19 protein-coding genes are annotated in these 14,397 nt (G+C 71.2%); 8 read left to right on the top strand and 11 right to left on the bottom strand.

The annotated features are described in order from the left end of the window. Nucleotides 1-49: 49 nt before the first annotated feature. Both SZN_RS04730 and SZN_RS43430 read right to left on the bottom strand, forming a co-directional pair. Complete coding sequence (locus tag SZN_RS04730) at nt 50-808, bottom strand: hypothetical protein (protein ID WP_139063524.1); 759 nt, start codon at nt 806-808, stop codon at nt 50-52. A 281-nt stretch (nt 809-1,089) separates the two neighbouring features. Next, complete coding sequence (locus tag SZN_RS43430; protein ID WP_425274410.1) at nt 1,090-1,164, bottom strand: hypothetical protein; 75 nt, start codon at nt 1,162-1,164, stop codon at nt 1,090-1,092. 938 nt (nt 1,165-2,102) lie between these two features. Here SZN_RS43430 and SZN_RS04720 point away from each other — a divergent pair. The 4 genes from SZN_RS04720 to SZN_RS04705 all read left to right on the top strand — a co-directional run bounded on the left by SZN_RS04720 (nt 2,103) and on the right by SZN_RS04705 (nt 4,279). Beyond that, nucleotides 2,103-2,426, top strand: coding sequence for a helix-turn-helix domain-containing protein (locus SZN_RS04720; protein ID WP_063741733.1), 324 nt, complete (start codon nt 2,103-2,105; stop codon nt 2,424-2,426). Between the two features lie 89 nt (nt 2,427-2,515). Next, a complete protein-coding gene (locus tag SZN_RS04715) occupies nt 2,516-2,983 on the top strand; it encodes a hypothetical protein (protein WP_007491891.1) in 468 nt (155 codons plus the stop codon). Between the two features lie 113 nt (nt 2,984-3,096). Next, nucleotides 3,097-3,390, top strand: coding sequence for a cupredoxin domain-containing protein (locus SZN_RS04710; protein WP_007491890.1), 294 nt, complete (start codon nt 3,097-3,099; stop codon nt 3,388-3,390). Between the two features lie 538 nt (nt 3,391-3,928). Next, the gene (locus SZN_RS04705; RefSeq protein ID WP_043728274.1) at nt 3,929-4,279 is read left to right on the top strand and encodes a DMT family transporter; all 351 of its coding nucleotides are present in this window, start codon (nt 3,929-3,931) and stop codon (nt 4,277-4,279) included. Between the two features lie 228 nt (nt 4,280-4,507). On the opposite strand, the gene SZN_RS04700 is transcribed toward SZN_RS04705, so the two are convergent. The 4 genes from SZN_RS04700 to SZN_RS04695 all read right to left on the bottom strand — a co-directional run bounded on the left by SZN_RS04700 (nt 4,508) and on the right by SZN_RS04695 (nt 8,311). Then, nucleotides 4,508-7,024: a heavy metal translocating P-type ATPase gene (locus tag SZN_RS04700; protein ID WP_007491888.1), complete on the bottom strand. Its 2,517-nt coding sequence runs from the start codon at nt 7,022-7,024 to the stop codon at nt 4,508-4,510. A gap of 106 nt (nt 7,025-7,130) precedes the next feature. Beyond that, entirely contained in the window at nt 7,131-7,385 is a 255-nt protein-coding gene (locus tag SZN_RS37575; RefSeq protein WP_007491886.1) for a hypothetical protein, read from the bottom strand. Beyond that, entirely contained in the window at nt 7,385-7,609 is a 225-nt protein-coding gene (locus SZN_RS39635; RefSeq protein WP_007491884.1) for a hypothetical protein, read from the bottom strand. The genes SZN_RS37575 and SZN_RS39635 overlap by 1 nt, the downstream gene beginning before the upstream one ends. A gap of 66 nt (nt 7,610-7,675) precedes the next feature. Further along, a complete protein-coding gene (locus tag SZN_RS04695; protein ID WP_007491882.1) occupies nt 7,676-8,311 on the bottom strand; it encodes a cytochrome b N-terminal domain-containing protein in 636 nt (211 codons plus the stop codon). A gap of 311 nt (nt 8,312-8,622) precedes the next feature. On the opposite strand from SZN_RS04695, the gene SZN_RS41240 reads away from it, so the two are divergent. Then, a complete protein-coding gene (locus tag SZN_RS41240) occupies nt 8,623-8,793 on the top strand; it encodes a hypothetical protein (protein WP_167546279.1) in 171 nt (56 codons plus the stop codon). A gap of 89 nt (nt 8,794-8,882) precedes the next feature. On the opposite strand, the gene merB is transcribed toward SZN_RS41240, so the two are convergent. The 3 genes from merB to merA all read right to left on the bottom strand — a co-directional run bounded on the left by merB (nt 8,883) and on the right by merA (nt 11,503). Then, complete coding sequence (gene merB / locus SZN_RS04690; protein WP_007491878.1) at nt 8,883-9,524, bottom strand: organomercurial lyase MerB; 642 nt, start codon at nt 9,522-9,524, stop codon at nt 8,883-8,885. 79 nt (nt 9,525-9,603) lie between these two features. Beyond that, complete coding sequence (locus tag SZN_RS04685) at nt 9,604-10,038, bottom strand: MerR family transcriptional regulator (protein WP_208865760.1); 435 nt, start codon at nt 10,036-10,038, stop codon at nt 9,604-9,606. 28 nt (nt 10,039-10,066) lie between these two features. Next, the gene (gene merA / locus SZN_RS04680; RefSeq protein ID WP_007491874.1) at nt 10,067-11,503 is read right to left on the bottom strand and encodes a mercury(II) reductase; all 1,437 of its coding nucleotides are present in this window, start codon (nt 11,501-11,503) and stop codon (nt 10,067-10,069) included. A gap of 121 nt (nt 11,504-11,624) precedes the next feature. On the opposite strand from merA, the gene SZN_RS04675 reads away from it, so the two are divergent. From SZN_RS04675 to SZN_RS42285, 3 genes are all read left to right on the top strand, one after another. Beyond that, nucleotides 11,625-11,999, top strand: a complete 375-nt coding sequence (locus SZN_RS04675; protein ID WP_050815002.1) for an ArsR/SmtB family transcription factor — start codon at nt 11,625-11,627, stop codon at nt 11,997-11,999. Nucleotides 12,000-12,488: 489 nt separating this feature from the next. After that, on the top strand, nt 12,489-12,731 hold the full coding sequence (locus SZN_RS41235; RefSeq protein ID WP_167546282.1) for a hypothetical protein: 243 nt from the start codon (nt 12,489-12,491) through the stop codon (nt 12,729-12,731). A 193-nt stretch (nt 12,732-12,924) separates the two neighbouring features. Then, a complete protein-coding gene (locus tag SZN_RS42285) occupies nt 12,925-13,116 on the top strand; it encodes a metal-sensitive transcriptional regulator (protein ID WP_244313292.1) in 192 nt (63 codons plus the stop codon). A gap of 166 nt (nt 13,117-13,282) precedes the next feature. Here the strand turns inward: SZN_RS42285 and SZN_RS04660 are convergent, their stop codons facing one another. After that, on the bottom strand, nt 13,283-13,534 hold the full coding sequence (locus SZN_RS04660; RefSeq protein ID WP_007491865.1) for a hypothetical protein: 252 nt from the start codon (nt 13,532-13,534) through the stop codon (nt 13,283-13,285). Next, a complete protein-coding gene (lgt, locus tag SZN_RS04655; RefSeq protein WP_007491863.1) occupies nt 13,531-14,394 on the bottom strand; it encodes a prolipoprotein diacylglyceryl transferase in 864 nt (287 codons plus the stop codon). The genes SZN_RS04660 and lgt overlap by 4 nt, the downstream gene beginning before the upstream one ends. Nucleotides 14,395-14,397 lie beyond the last annotated feature (3 nt).

Below are 14,397 nucleotides of genomic sequence, written 5' to 3'. Positions count from 1 at the left end.
CCGGCCAACGCCGGGACGGCGCACTGCTGTTGTCGGGTGGCGTCGGCGGTCAGGCGGGGGGTGCGAGGGCGCCGCGCAGGCTGAGCAGGACGCCTTCGAGGAAGGCCGCGTACCGGGCGTCGGGCAGGGCCTGGACTTCCCTGCGGGTCAGCCCGAGCAGGGTGGTGCCCGCGGCGCCTTCGGCCAGATCCTCACCCGGCGCCCGCTCGTCCTGCCGCTCGTCCCGCTCGTCCGGCTCCGGTGGCGCAGGTGGCTCCGCCTTCGCTTCCGGCGCCGTGTCCTTGCCTGGCCCGGCTTCCGGGACGGCCGCGGGCGGCACGCCGTCGGGGGGTGCGAGGTGCATGCGCAGTTGTTCGTCGCGGACCAGGACCAGGCCGATCACGAGCCACTCCACCAGGTACATGCCGCGCAGCGGCACCCCGGGCAGGCCCGCACGCAGCCGCTTCGCCAGCTGCTCCTGCGGCAGGGGTCCGTCGGCCAGATGCTGGTCCGCCGCCTCGGCGGACCAGTGCGCCTGCAGCAGCGGGCGCAGCAGCAGCCGAGCCCGGGCGGAGTCCTTGGGCCACAGCTGGGCGAACGCCCGCCCGTGGTCGGTGACCGCGTACCGGCCCCGCCCGGCCCGCACCAGCCCCACGTCCGACAGGAAGGCCATGCAGTCGCCGACGGTGGCCGGGCTCCGTCCGGCGTGCTGCGCCAGCCGGTCGCGCTGCACCTCGCCCGCGTGCTCGGCCAGGAAGGCGAGCCCGAGAAGGATGTTGATCTGCTGGGCAGGGCTGGAGCGGCCGCTGGGCAGTGTCCGGCGCGGCACCGCGCCGGACACTGCCGACTGCCCGGTCTGCCGGCGGGGTGCTTCCCTGCCCGCCTGCCAGGGCGTACTGGAATTCGGATGCGAAAAGAATGACACGGTGAGCCCATTTCCTGGCCCATGGTGGGCCGAATTTACTCCGGGCTCTCGCGTGCACACCGAAAAGTGCATATAGTGAAGGCGATGCGTGAGCCCAGAAAACCGCGCGTCCCAGTGCCGCCGAACTAGGCCTCGGCGGCACTCGCGTGTGTACCTCTAACGTGCTGCGTGGGATATGGCGTCCGCTAGGTATCACCGCCCCTGGCCGGAGGGATCCCGTACACACCGCGTGCGACCCTGGCCAGCGCTCCCGCCCGCACTAGTTCGGTCAGTTCCGGTCCCAGCCCCGCTGAGTTTGATGTCCGGGCGCACGGCGCTCAGGTGCGCCGCGATCTCCCACCTCTGTACGCCGCGCTCCTGGCCGCGCACGAAGGCGAGGATCTCCTGCGCGAGCGTCGGCCGTGCCCGGCTCGCCTCCGGGGGCTGAGCGGCATCCGGGGTGGGGGGCGGTTCCGGCACGTCATCGGACATCTGCGCGGCGTCGGCCAGCAACTCCTCGGCGCCGCACGCCACCCGCTGGGAGACCTCCGCCCGCGTGCTCGCGGAGTCGAACGCACTCTGGGCCGCCCCCATTTCCTCCTGAGCCCGGGCGAGGCGGTCTTTCGCCGCCGTGAGCCGCTCCTCGTCGTCGGCCGCCAGCGACCTCAGCTCGGTCAGGACGGCCCGCGCTCCGCGTGACTGCACGAAAGAACCTCCCCTCAATTCCCGGATCCGGAATCCGCAATGAGCGTATCCAGCAGCACCTCAGCCCGATAGGGATTCTCCTGAAATACCCCAGCCGCGACCCCAGGGGAAAGAGGGGGATAAATTCGAACGGAATCCGAAAGAGGGATCTCAGTCATCGGCATTCGGTGATACCCCGCACGTCCCACGCTCCTTGGCCTGCGCTTTCTTTCCGAGACCTCAGTTACCCAGCGTCAGCGGCATCTGCGCAGAACGGGAGGGGGCGCACAGGAGTGAAAGGCCCCGGCGGGCAGAAAGGGGCCAGGGCCGTCCTCTCGCCCATCGCCCTGCCCGGGGCTCGGCGGCGTCCCGCGGTCGCTCGAAAGTGCGAGGGAGGTGATGTGTCGGTGCGGGTGGGTGCCATCCCGCCGCGAATGGTGTATGTGGTGTATGTATGCACCGAACGATGAGAGTGGGCGCCGCGGCGCCCCGCAGCGAGGACTGGCAGCACACGGGCGCGTGGGATGATCCAGGCATGCCCCGGAGCAGTAACGACAAGGTGCCGCGCGACTACGTCGCTTCAGGCATCTGGCCACATGCCGCTCTCGCCCCCGACGCTCCCGTCAGCGCCCACTACGGCCAGGCCCTCGCCCGCAACATCGAACGCGCCCTCGCCTCCACCGGGCAGAGCCTGCGGACCCTAGCCGAGGCTACGGGAATTACCCACTCCACCATCAGCCGGGTCGTCAACGGCAAGGTGCTGCCCGACCTCGGCACCCTCGCCCGCCTGGAGGCCGCCCTCGGCTTCCAGATCTGGCCCGGCCTTGCGGCACTGCCCCACTCCGTCGCCGCTGACTGACGGGCTCCGTGCCGCCGCGCGGGTGGCGCATCCCCCCGCCTGCCCGCCTGGACGCGCGCGGCGCCGGGAGCTGCCCCTACGCTCACGTCATGTGCATGTATGCACCGGGTGGGTGCTGTGGCTGCGACGTTCTCCTGGCCTGTTTCGACCCCGCGCACCGCATCGCGCTGATCCGCCGCGACGCTCCAGGCGGCGGCCGGCGGCTGGACCTGCCGGCCACCCGGCGCCGGGCGGACGAGCCGTACCGGCAGGCGGCCGACCGCCTCGCTGGGGCGATGGCCCCTGCCGGTGCGCTCCGATTCGGCAAGGTCACCGGCCGGATCCCCGCTGTCGCGCCGGGCAACTCAGCACAACAGCGGGCAGAACGCCGCCTGTTCACCACGCATGCCGCCGCGCGGGGTGACCTCCACGCCCCGGGGGACGGCGCGCAACTGGTGTGGCTTCTGCACGGCGACGCCGCCGCACAGATGACGCACCTGGCGATCGCCGACCTCGACCTCTTCCTCCAGGGCTACGCGGAGGGCTGGATCCCGGACGGCTGGATCACGCTAGGCTGAGCCCATCCCCGGGGCCTGCCTGTCTCGCCTGACTCCCGCGCCCTCAAGCGGGGATCGGGACCTGCCGTTCCTCGCCATCCGTTCGCCCCCGGAACCGGGCCGCAACCCGCGCGGTGATCTCGCCGCTCAGCCTCAGAGGCTTCTCCGCCGAGCCGGTCACCGCCGACACGCTCCAAGTGGCCTCCGGCGTACGCTACGACCTCCTGGTCACCCTGGACGACGGGGCCTTCCCGCTGGTCGCGGTCGCCGTTGTGGCCCGCCTGGTGGCCGGGGCCGCCGTGGGCCGCCGGCTGGTGCTGCGCGTACGGCCGGGAGCGGGGTGGATCACCTTCGGCCGGGCCTTGGTGGTGCTGGAGATCCGTCAGCAGGGCAGGGCGGAGCTGTTGATGAGTACGGGCCTGCACTGACCGCGCGCAACCCCGGCCCGGGCCAGGCCTCTTCCACGGCATTGCGGACGCGGCCGTGCGACCTGCCGGAGACACCCCGAGCGGGCGGAGCAGCAGTGCACGGTACGCCCCGGGTGGCGTCACCGGCGCTCAGGCGGCCGAACCGCCCTTTCGCGGCCTCGCGTACGACGTCGTCGGCAACACTGCCACGTACCGTCGACGCCCCTGGCGTCCTGAGCCGCACGGTGACGACGCACCTGCGCGCGGCCGGCACCTGGGTCGGGCCTGGTCACCCCAGGCCAACTGGCCGTCGCGGCCCGGCGTCCGGAGCGCGGCAGGAGATTCCGGCGGGCCCGGAGCGGCTGTGCGCACAGTCGGAGCGTCAATGTCGTACTCGTGGCGGCTGCTCGCCGGCTGGGAACGGCGCGAGCGTGACTGAGCCCCGGGGTCGCCGACAACCGCGGCCGGCCAGTGCATACTCGCGCGAGACGATGAACCCGGTCGGCGCGGCGGTCGCTGGACCTGCCGACCCGAGGCGTGGAGGTGCTCGCACATGGCCATGGCGTGGCTGCTCGTCATCGTCGCCGGACTGTTCGAGACCGGCTTCGCGGTGAGCCTCAAGCTGTCCGACGGCTTCACCCGGCTCTGGCCGACCATCGGGTTCTGCGTTTTCGCGCTGGCCAGCTTCGGTCTGCTGACGCTCTCGCTGAAGAAGCTGGATGTCGGCCCCGCGTACGCGGTGTGGACCGGCATCGGCGCGTCGGGCACGGCGGTCTACGGCATGGCCTTCCTCGGCGACCTGGTCTCCCCCTTCAAGATCCTCTCGATCACGTTGGTGATCGTCGGGGTCATCGGTCTGCAGCTGTCCGGTTCCGCCAGTGAGCCCGGCGACCGCCCACCGCAGCTCTGACCAGCTGGTGAAGGTCGCAGCCGGGCGAAGTGCCGGCCGCGCGCAGGTGCGGCGTCCACGAACAGTGCACACTGCCGACGTACCGCGCGAACTCGAAGCCGCACAGGGCGACCGGTTTTACCCGGCAGACTCTCCAGCAGGTGACGCTGTCGCGGAGCACGCACCGCGTCTTGAACGACTGCCGTCCGACTCCTACGGCACCGAGTCTCTCCGACTCGGCAGTTCCCATCAGGAGCTGTGGGCCGTTGTCGGAGCCACGGGTGTACGCGGCGCGGGTTCGGCGGGCGGAGTGGGTGCTTCGGGCAGCCGCAGCCGTTTGAGGGCGAGGGCGTTGACGGCGACGATGATGCTGGAGCCGGACATGGACAGGGCGGCGATCTCGGGGCGCAGGACCAGGCCGATGGCGGGTTCGAAGACGCCGGCGGCGATGGGCAGGGCGATGGAGTTGTAGCCGATGGCCCAGGCGAGGTTCTGGCGCATCTTGCGCAGGGTGCCGCGGCCGATGCGCAGGGCGGTGGGAACGTCGAGGGGGTCGGAGCGCATCAGTACGAGGTCGGCGGTCTCGATGGCGACGTCGGTGCCGGCGCCGATGGCGATGCCGAGGTCGGCCTGGGCCAGGGCGGGGGCGTCGTTGACGCCGTCGCCGACCATGGCGACCTTGCGGCCGCTCGCCTGGAGTTCGGCGACCTTGGCGGCCTTGTCGCCGGGGAGGACCTCGGCGATGACGGTGTCGATGCCGAGCTGTTCGGCGATGCGGTCGGCGGTGGCCTGGTTGTCGCCGGTGAGCATGACCACCTCGACGCCCAGGGCGTGCAGTTCGGCCACGGCTTGCCGGGAGGTCTCCCGGGGCGCGTCGGCGATGCCGATGAGACCGGCGGCGCGGCCGTCTACGGCGGCGGTGACGACGGTGCGGCCGGTGGTGGCCAACTCCTTGCGGAGCTGGTCGAGTTCGCCCAGGTCGATGCCCTCACGCTCGGCCAGGCGGCGGTTGCCGACCACCACGCGGTGACCGTCGACGTCGGCGATGGCGCCGTGCCCGGGGACGTTCTCGAACCGCTCGGCGCGCACCGCGTCCACGCCGTGGGCCTCGGCGTACCGGACGACGGCCTCGGCCAGCGGGTGCTCGGACTCCCGTTCCACCGCGGCCACCAGCCGCAGCAGTTCGCTCTCAGCCGTCCCGTCGACGGTGACCACATCGGTCACCTCGGGTTCGCCCTTGGTCAGGGTCCCGGTCTTGTCCATGACGACGGTCTGGATACGTGCCGAGGTTTCCAGGCCGACGGCGTTCTTGAACAGCACGCCCCGCTGGGCGCCCAGCCCGGTACCGACCATGATCGCGGTGGGGGTGGCCAGACCCAGGGCGTCGGGGCAGGTGACGACCACGACCGTGATGGCGAACAGCATGGCCGTGCCGAGCGAGCGGTCGGTGGCCAGCAGCCAGACGGCCAGGGTCGCGGCTCCGCCGATCAGCGCGACGAAGACCAGCCAGAAGGCGGCCCGGTCGGCGAGCCGCTGTCCAGGGGCTTTGGAGTTCTGGGCCTGTTGCACCAGCTGGACGATCTGGGCGAGCGCGGTGTCGGCGCCGACTTTGGTGGCCCGCACGCGCAGGGTGCCGTTGGCGTTGATGGTCGCGCCGACGACCTGGGAGCCGGGAGCCTTGTGCACCGGCAGGCTCTCGCCGGTGACCATCGACTCGTCGACCTCGCTCTCGCCCTCCTCCACGACCCCGTCGACGGCGATCTTCGCGCCGGGGCGGACCAGCAGCAGGTCACCGACGAGGACCTCGGCGGTGGGTATCTCGACCGGCTCGCCGTCGCGCAGCACCAGTGCCTTGGGCGGGGCCAGGTTGAGCAGGGTGCGGATGGCGTCGTTGGCGCCGCCGCGGGCGCGCATCTCGAACCAGTGGCCGAGCAGCACGAAGGAGGCCAGCACGGTGGCCGCCTCGTAGAAGACGTCGCCGCCGCCTGTGAGCGTGACGATCAGCGAGTACAGCCAACCGGAGCCCACGGCGACCGCGACCAGCACCATCATGTCCAGGGTGCGGGCGCGGAGCGCGCGTACGGCGCCGTCGAAGAAGATCGTGCACGAGTAGAAGATCACCGGCAGGCTGAGCAGGAGTGCCCACACGTCTTCGCGCAGGCCGAACGGGACCGGTACGTCGAGTCCGAAGACGTCCTCGCCGATCGGTGACCAGATGACGATGGGGATGGAGAAGAGCACGGCGACGAGGAAGCGGTTGCGCATGTCCGCCACCATCGCCGCCATCGACATGCCCTCGTGCCCGCCGTGGCCCATCACCTCGTGCGGAGAGGGCATCGCCTCCGGTGCGGCGTGCGCCTCGTGCTCGGCGTGGGTGACATGTTCCGCGTGAGCAGGGGGAGTCGGCGGCTCGGTGACCGCCGTATGCCCCTCATGGCCCACGTGGCCGTGCGTTGCGTGGGGATGCGGCGGGTCCGGTTCGGCCATCGGATCGCACAGGTGGGCCGGAACGGACTGGCCAGCGCAGTGGTAGCCGCACTCCTCCACCCAGCGGCGCAGCTCGGCCAGCGAGGTGAGGTTCGGGTCGAAGACCACGTTCGCCGTCTCCGACACCGGATTGACCTCGACCTCCAGCACCCCTGGTCGGCGCCCCAGGACGGAGGCGGCGACGTTCTGCTGGGACGCCCAGCGAAGCCCGCCCAGTTCGAGCACAGCCGTGCTGCGCTCCTTGCGGTGATCCGTCGGACGATCCGCGTGATGCTGCACGGGCACTCCTCCTTCGAGTGACGGGGATGCGTGGGGAGCATCGCCCGTGGCCCTTGCCCACAAACTAATGGTTTTAGTATTCCTGTGCGAGTGCGCGGCTCGCCCGCTACTCTCGGCGCACGTCCGTGGGGTGATGACTCCGGTGTGCGTGGAGCCGGGGCGGGCCGGTAAGTGCGGTCAGGATCCGGGCGGCCTGGACGGTGGACGAGATGAGGACGAGGGCGCTGCCCGCCACGAGGAGGCCGGTTCCGGGACCTGGCGCGGCGCGCAGGCCCTGGTAGAGGTCGCCCATCGCGAGTACGGCGAGGGCGAGCAGGGTCCAGAACCAGCGCGGGGCGCGCCGCGGGTCGGCGGCGTACATCAGTGCCCCTTGGGGTTGTTGACCCACACGTTGACGGTGATGGCGGCCAGTACGAGAAGCAGGACGACAGCGGTGGCCGTGGCCGTCTTCCGCTCCCGCCAGAGGCGTTTCGGGCCGCGGTCGAGGAAGGGCACCAGGAAGATCAGTCCGAAGACGCCGGCGATGACGTAGGCGATGGAGGCGACTCCGAACCATTCCTCCAGGGGGAAGTACCACCAGAACATCCACAGCGGGCGGGTGATCTCGATACCGCTTGACGAGCAGCGCGTGCCACACGAGGAGCAGCACGATCAGCCCGGGGCCGATGACCGCGTGCACGGTGTACGGGCGCAGCACGATCGGCACCCGGTCGGTGAACTCGGGGGCGAATCAGATGCCGGCGCCGCCGAGCAGCTTGGCGACGTCCAGGTTGTGGACCAGCGCCTCGTACCCTTCCTGGTCCCACTGGATGACCGTGCAGTGAAGATCGCGAGGAAGGTGAGCAGGAACATGGCGCTGCCGGTGATCCAGTTGCCCTCGCGCGGCTTCTTGAAAGAGGCGTGGAAGAAGACACGGAGCAGGTGCAGCAGGGCGAGGACGAACATCGCCTGCGCCGGCCAGTAGTGCAGGCCGCGGGCGAAGCAGCCAAGCCAGACGTCGGTGACCAGGTCGCGCACGGACTGGTTGGCGTCCTTTGGGGTCGGTGAGTAGAACTGCGCGATGTAGATCCCGGTGACCAGCAGCGTCACGAAGGACACGACGGTCAGTCCGCCCAGGCTCCAGGTCAGGTTGTTGGCGTGCTCGGACATCGGACAGGCCAGCGCCTTGATGCCCATGCGTTCGTCGATCGCGTCGACGGCCCGCCGCAGCCGGCCAGGACGAGCGGACTGTGGTGTGGCGGTCTCCGGGCCGGCGGCGGCAGCACGTTCGGGGCGGTGGCTGGTCATGACGCCTCCCGGTGCCCGCGGTCGCGGTGTTCCAGCTCGCGCAGGGTGTGCGGTGGGCGGGAGCCTCCCGGCCAGCACCAGGCGGCGGTCGGTGGCGCGGGCGGAGGGCACCTGGAAGTACATGGCGATGGCCGAGATGAACGCGGCCCCTTGGCCTCGTACACCCGCACCGCTTTGCGGGGCAGTCCCGCGGCCTGGGCTGCCTGCCCGATGGTCAGTGCCCGCAGCGTCACGTCCGCCACCTCCTACCCCCAGTGTTGACCTTGCCCCAGGGGTCAGGTTCTAGCGTCGGGCACGTACGGATGGAGAGCGTGACGAGGGAGGTGATGACCATGCCGTTCCGCGAAGGCGAGGTCTACCGCTGCCCCGATGCGGCATGCGGGTGCGAGCTGACCGTGACCAAGGCGGCCCCGCCGACCTGCACCGGTCGGCAGAGCCCGACGTGCTGCTGCGGCAAGACCATGGTCAAGAAGTCCGGGTAGGCGTCCGCCAGGCAGGAGTGGCGCACCCTGGGCATGCCGGTTGTCCCGCCCCGGCGGGGCATGGCCCGCCGGGGCGGTGCGAGGCCGGTTCAGCAGCAGCCGCCCTGGGCGTTGCCGGCGAGGACTTGCTCGATGATGGGCCGTCCGACCTCGAAGGCGTCGGCGACCGGCAAGACCTGCGCGTCGGGGTGCTCGCCCAACCAGTCATTGGCGGCGTCGGCGCCGGCGAAGAAGTGGACCTGGTTGCAGAAGGCGGCGCGGACCGAGGTCGGTGCGTCGGGGGTGACCACGGAGACGACGGCCGTAGTCGGCTCCACGTGCGTGGGTCCGTCGGGGGTCACGGTGAGGCGGACCGGTTCCCCGGTGGCCCGGCAGGGGGAGGTGACCTGGGCGGTGTGGCCGATGATGGCCGGGAAGACGAGGGTGTCCATGGCGCACCAGGCGTAGAGGGTGCGGCCGCCGGTCTGGTAGCGGTGCGGGGTGGGGTTGTGGGTGAGGCCGTTGCCGATGATGCGGCCAGCGGTGTCGTATTCGGTGTCGGGCATGTCGGCCAGTGCCTGACGGATCTCGTCCACGGTGCGGTCGGCCTGGGCGGCGAGCTGGTCGAGGGTGACCGGCTCACCGCTTGCCAGCAACGTCAGTAGGGGGCGCAGGAGCGAGAGCTTCACGCCCGGGGCGCGGTTGACGGTGTCGGTGAAGCGGGTGGCGAGCTTGCGGGTGTCGGTGTCCACAGCGGGTCCTTCCCTTCCCTTCCCTGTGCGTGGATGGGTCCGATGCCACCGACCGTAGGGTCTGCCCCAGGGGTGAGGGTCAAGCCCGCGTCTCGCAGCCGCGCGGATCACCGGCCCAGCACAGGTCGCCCTCGGCGAGATGCTGCTGGTGCTCGGTCTCGAACTTCTCGATGCGGTCCAGGATCTGCTGTTGGGCGGCGATGCGCTCCCGCAGCCGCTCGCGGGAGCGGTGCAGCAGCTCGGCCAGATACGAACCGATCTCTCGCCCGGCGCCGTCCTCCCCGGCGGCGGTCAGCTCACGGATCTCGGCGACGGTCAGCCCGAGGCCGCGCAGTTCGCCGATGAACCGCACGCACCACAGGGCGTCGGTGTCGTACAGGCGGTAGTTGGCCGGGCTGCGGCCGAGGGTGTAGATCAGGCCGAGGTCGGTGTACTCACGCAGGGCCTTGACGGTCACGCCGGTGCGGCGGGAGAGCTCTCCGACCGTCATCGGCCGGGCTCGCTTCGCACCCATGAACGCCTCCGCATCGGTCAGGGCGCTCTCAGCCGGCGCAGCAGGAGAGCTTGACGACATCGCTGGTGAAGGTCTGGGCGGCGAGCTTGAGGGCTTCGGCCATGGTCAGGTACGGGGCCCAGGTGTGGGCGAGCTGGTCGACGGTCATCCCGGCGGTGATCGCGTAGGTGGCGGCGGTGATGAGGTCGCCGGCGCCGTCGGCGATCACGTGGACGCCGAGCACGCGACCGGTGTCGGCGTCGGCGACGAGTTTGACCAGGCCGCGGGTGTCCCTGTTGGCCAGAGCGCGGGGCACATGCTGAAGCGGCAGGGTGCGGCAGTCGCAGCGCAGCCCGGCCTCGGCCACCTGGGCGTCGGTCATCCCCACCGCGGCGATGGCCGGGCTGGTGAAGGTGACCCGGGGCAGCGCGGTGTAGTCCAGGGTGCGGCCCGCCCCGGCGAGGGCGTTGTCGGCGGCCAGGGTGCCCTGGGCGGCGGCGACGTACACGAACTGCGGGCCTCCAGCGACGTCCCCTGCGGCCCAGATCCGCTCGTTGGTGGTGTGCTGGTGGTCGTCGACGACGACTTCGCCGCGCGTCCCGGTCTTCACCCCCACGGTGTCGAGGTTCAGCCCCGCAGTGACCGGGCGGCGGCCGGTGGCGATCAGCAGCTGCTCGGCCCGCAGCTCGGTGAGGGCTTCGCCGCGGCGGGCGGTGACGGTGTAGCCGTGCTCGTCACGCCGGACGGCGGCCAGCGCGGCGCCGGTGTGCACGGCGATGCCCTCGTCGGCGAAGACCTCCTCGATCGCGGCGGAGACTTCGGGTTCCTCGAACGGGGCCAGCCGGTCCAGGGCCTCGACGACACTCACGCGGGTGCCGAGGCGGGCGAAGAGCTGGGCCTGCTCCAGGCCGACCGCGTTCCCGCCGGCCACCACCATCGACTCCGGCGGCGCGTCGAGCTCCATCGCCGTGGTGGAGGTCAGGTATCCCGCCTCCTCCAGGCCGTCGACGGGCGGGGCCCAGGGGGCGGAGCCGGTCGCGATCAGGTAGTGCGCGGCCTTGATCCGGCGGGCGCCACCGCCGTTCAGCGCGACGTCCAAGGCCGGGGCCTCGGTGGTCCCGGTGAAGGTGGCGGTGCCGTGCACAATCTCGAAGCCGTAGTCGGCGGCCAGGTCGGTGTACTTCTCCGTGCGCAACTGTGCGACCAGGGCGTCCTTGCCGCCGATCAGCGCCGGGAAGCCGACCGGGACGTCGGCCGGGGCGAGTCCGGGGAACCGTCCCGCCGCAGCGGCGCCGTGGCGGGCCTCGGCGGCGGCCAGCAGCGCCTTGGACGGCACGCAGCCGACGTTGACGCAGGTACCGCCGGTGGTCCCGCGCTCGACCATCACCACCCGCCTGCCCTGATTGGTGGCGGCGATGGCGGCGGCGAACGCCGCCGAGCCGGAGCCGATGACCGCCAGGTCGTAGCCGGATTCCGTCGTGGTCACGATGCCGCCTTCTCCTGCGGAGCCCGGGATTCCAGGCCCGCTGCTATGCGTCTTGCCGAATATCTCATTGCCGCCATACTATACGGACATGCGAATAGTTCCAGTTGTGGAGGCCACCCGTATGCCCCAGCGCCTTAACACCCCCGCCCCGGCGGCGTCGGCTGCCGATGAGGTGCCCTGCACCCATCTGGACACGGTGGCCAAGTTCTTCCGCGCCCTGTCGGACCCCACCCGGCTGAAGCTGCTGGAGTTCATCCTGCGCGGCGAGCGCACCAGTGCCGAGTGCGTCGAGCACGCCGGAATCTCCCAGCCGCGCGTCTCGGTGCACCTGTCCTGTCTCGTGGACTGCGGCTACGTCACCGCCCGCCGGGACGGCAAGAAGCTGCGCTACTCCGTCGGCGACCCGCGCGTGGCGGACCTGGTCGTCCTGGCCCGTTCGCTGGCCGCGGACAACGCCGCCGCCCTGACCTGCTGCACCCGTATCCCCGGCAACTAGGGCTGAGACCCGCAAGGAGCACCCCGCCCATGCCTGCGACCCACCGGCCCCCGGCCGCAGCAGGGAGGCCTCCGGCGCCGGCACGGCCACCGCCGGGCTCGGCGTCGCCCTGCTGATGATCGCCCGCTACGGCCCCCGCGTCACCGCCGCCGTCCTCGTCGCCACCGGCGCCCACCTGGCCTGGTACTGGTACCCGACAGCCACCAACGGCACTGCCACCAGTTCGGGGGGCCTGGCCCGCTTTTCCGCCACGGTCTCCACCTGGATCCAGGCCCATACCATCCTCGTTGCCGTGTCCGCAGCGATCATTGGTCTCGCCGTGACCGCACGTGTGCTCCGCCACCGCCTTCGCTCTCGGAACAGCGCACCGTCCACGCGCACGACGACGTGCCGCAGCCCGTCCCGGCTGCCGCCCTTCCGACCAGCAACGGGAATCCGACGGCCCCTGCTGCTGACCCGCCCTCGCAGAACCGCACCAGGAAGCGTCCGATGAGCGCCGCGCCCGCCAACTCCAACCAGACGGGCGGCCTGGCCCACCGGATCGCGGGCCGACCGCTCACGGCCGCCCTTGCCGCGCTGGGCACAGTGGTCACGTTGCTCGGGACCGGGCTGTCCCTGATCGGTCTGTGCTGCGGCGGCGCGCTGATCGCCGCAGGCGGGGCACGGCCGCCACCGGCACCACCGCGGGCACCCCCAGGGCATGGCTGTTCCTCGCGGCAGGAACCGCCCTGATCGCCGCCGCCTGGCTCGCCCACCACCGACAGCGCAGGTCACGCGGAGAGACGGAGAGGCGGCGCACGGCGATGACTACAGCCTCCGGTCGCGGTCTCCGCCCGCGGGTGTCCGAACGGGGCACCACAGCCAGAAGGCCGATCACCTGTCCCGGCTGCACAAGATCGAGGGCCAGGTGCGCGGGGTGGCGCGCATGGTCGACGAGGACCGGTACTGCATCGACGTCCTCACCCAGATCGGCGCCGTCACCCGGGCGCTTCAGGAGGTCGCCCTGGGCCTGCTCGACGACCACGCCAGGAACTGCCTGCTGACCGCAGCCCGTTCGGACCCGGAAGACCCCGCGACGCGAGGCTCGGCGAACTCGCCCTCGCCCTGCGCCGGTTGACGCGGATGTGACCTCGGTCGTCCGTCGGCGGTCCGACGAGAGGGCCGTTGTGTGGACGCTGGGGCCAGTCGCCCATCCCCCAGGCGGCAGGCGAGCGGCCCTGGCCACGGGGTCGCCACACACAAGAGAGCCACGCTGTTCGGGGTGTGGGCAAGGTCTGCTCCGGCTACGACTTGGCGTCCATGACGCCCGCCCTCCAGAGTCCGATGGCGGCCGCGACAATGCCGCCCCCCAGGTAGAAGAAGGAGTGGCCGCCGGGGAGCACTTCCAACTCGCTGAACTCCTCTATCCAGTTCACCACGATGACCACCAGGCTCAGCCCGAACAGGGACCATCCGAAGATCCTGTTGGGCACGGACCGGGTGTGCACCTTCCCGATCTTGAGCTTGCTGTGCTTGATGCTGTTGCTGCCGCTCATGCGCTCGCCTTCTCTGCCGCGGGGGCGTCCGCCCCGGTGTCGTTCTGCGCGATGTCCTCCATGCCGGGGCGCCGACGGGCCGAGATCACCAGGTAGGTGACGGCGCCGGCGAACACCACGATCGAGGTCCAGTTGTTCAGCCGCAGGCCCAGGAACTGGTGCGCCTCGTCGATCCGCAGGTACTCGATCCAGAACCGGCCCGCGGTGTAGGCGGCCACGTAGAGCGCGAAGGTCCGCCCGTGACCGAGGGCGAAGCGCGCTCCGGCCCAGATGACCAGCACCGCGACGCCCACGTCCCACAGCGACTCGTAGAGGAAGGTGGGGTGGAACGTCGCCACGTTCTCGTAGCCTTCGGGCCGCTTGTCGGGAGAGATCTCCAGGCCCCAGGGGAGGGAGGTGGGGCGGCCGAAGAGCTCCTGGTTGAACCAGTTGCCCCAACGCCCGATCGCCTGCGCGAGCGCGATGCCGGGCGCGACCGCGTCCGCGTACGCGGGGAACGGAACCCCGTGCCGGCGGCACCCGATCCACGCGCCCAGGCCGCCCAGCGCGATGGCGCCCCAGATACCGAGGCCGCCCTCCCAGATGTACAGGGCCTTGATGGGCTCGCCGCCCTCCCCGAAGTACGCGTCCGGGCTGGTGATCACGTGGTACAGGCGGCCACCGACGAGCCCGAAGGGCACCGCCCAGATGGCGATGTCCGCGATCGTCTCCTTCTTGCCGCCGCGCGCCACCCAGCGGCGCGTGCCGAGCCAGACGGCGACGAAGGCGCCCAGGATGATGCAGAAGGCGTACGCCCTGAGCGGGACCGGGCCCAGGTACAGGACTCCGGTCGACGGGCTGGGCAGTGCGGCGAGTTCCATACC

Source organism: Streptomyces zinciresistens K42 (genome assembly GCF_000225525.1).
Classification (GTDB): domain Bacteria; phylum Actinomycetota; class Actinomycetes; order Streptomycetales; family Streptomycetaceae; genus Streptomyces; species Streptomyces zinciresistens.
This window is presented reverse-complemented; position numbering and strand designations above follow the sequence as displayed.

Excerpts from the sequence above, each read along its gene's own strand:
- SZN_RS04720 (WP_063741733.1), top strand. The coding sequence starts at position 2,103 with ATGCCCCGGAGCAGTAACGACAAGGTGCCGCGCGACTACGTCGCTTCA.
- SZN_RS04715 (WP_007491891.1), top strand. The coding sequence starts at position 2,516 with ATGTGCATGTATGCACCGGGTGGGTGCTGTGGCTGCGACGTTCTCCTG.
- SZN_RS04705 (WP_043728274.1), top strand. The coding sequence starts at position 3,929 with ATGGCGTGGCTGCTCGTCATCGTCGCCGGACTGTTCGAGACCGGCTTC.
- SZN_RS37575 (WP_007491886.1), bottom strand. The coding sequence starts at position 7,385 with ATGTACGCCGCCGACCCGCGGCGCGCCCCGCGCTGGTTCTGGACCCTG.
- SZN_RS39635 (WP_007491884.1), bottom strand. The coding sequence starts at position 7,609 with ATGTTCTGGTGGTACTTCCCCCTGGAGGAATGGTTCGGAGTCGCCTCC.
- SZN_RS04695 (WP_007491882.1), bottom strand. The coding sequence starts at position 8,311 with ATGACCAGCCACCGCCCCGAACGTGCTGCCGCCGCCGGCCCGGAGACC.
- SZN_RS04685 (WP_208865760.1), bottom strand. The coding sequence starts at position 10,038 with ATGGGTGCGAAGCGAGCCCGGCCGATGACGGTCGGAGAGCTCTCCCGC.
- SZN_RS04675 (WP_050815002.1), top strand. The coding sequence starts at position 11,625 with ATGCCCCAGCGCCTTAACACCCCCGCCCCGGCGGCGTCGGCTGCCGAT.
- SZN_RS41235 (WP_167546282.1), top strand. The coding sequence starts at position 12,489 with ATGAGCGCCGCGCCCGCCAACTCCAACCAGACGGGCGGCCTGGCCCAC.
- SZN_RS42285 (WP_244313292.1), top strand. The coding sequence starts at position 12,925 with ATGGTCGACGAGGACCGGTACTGCATCGACGTCCTCACCCAGATCGGC.
- SZN_RS04660 (WP_007491865.1), bottom strand. The coding sequence starts at position 13,534 with ATGAGCGGCAGCAACAGCATCAAGCACAGCAAGCTCAAGATCGGGAAG.
- lgt (WP_007491863.1), bottom strand. The coding sequence starts at position 14,394 with ATGGAACTCGCCGCACTGCCCAGCCCGTCGACCGGAGTCCTGTACCTG.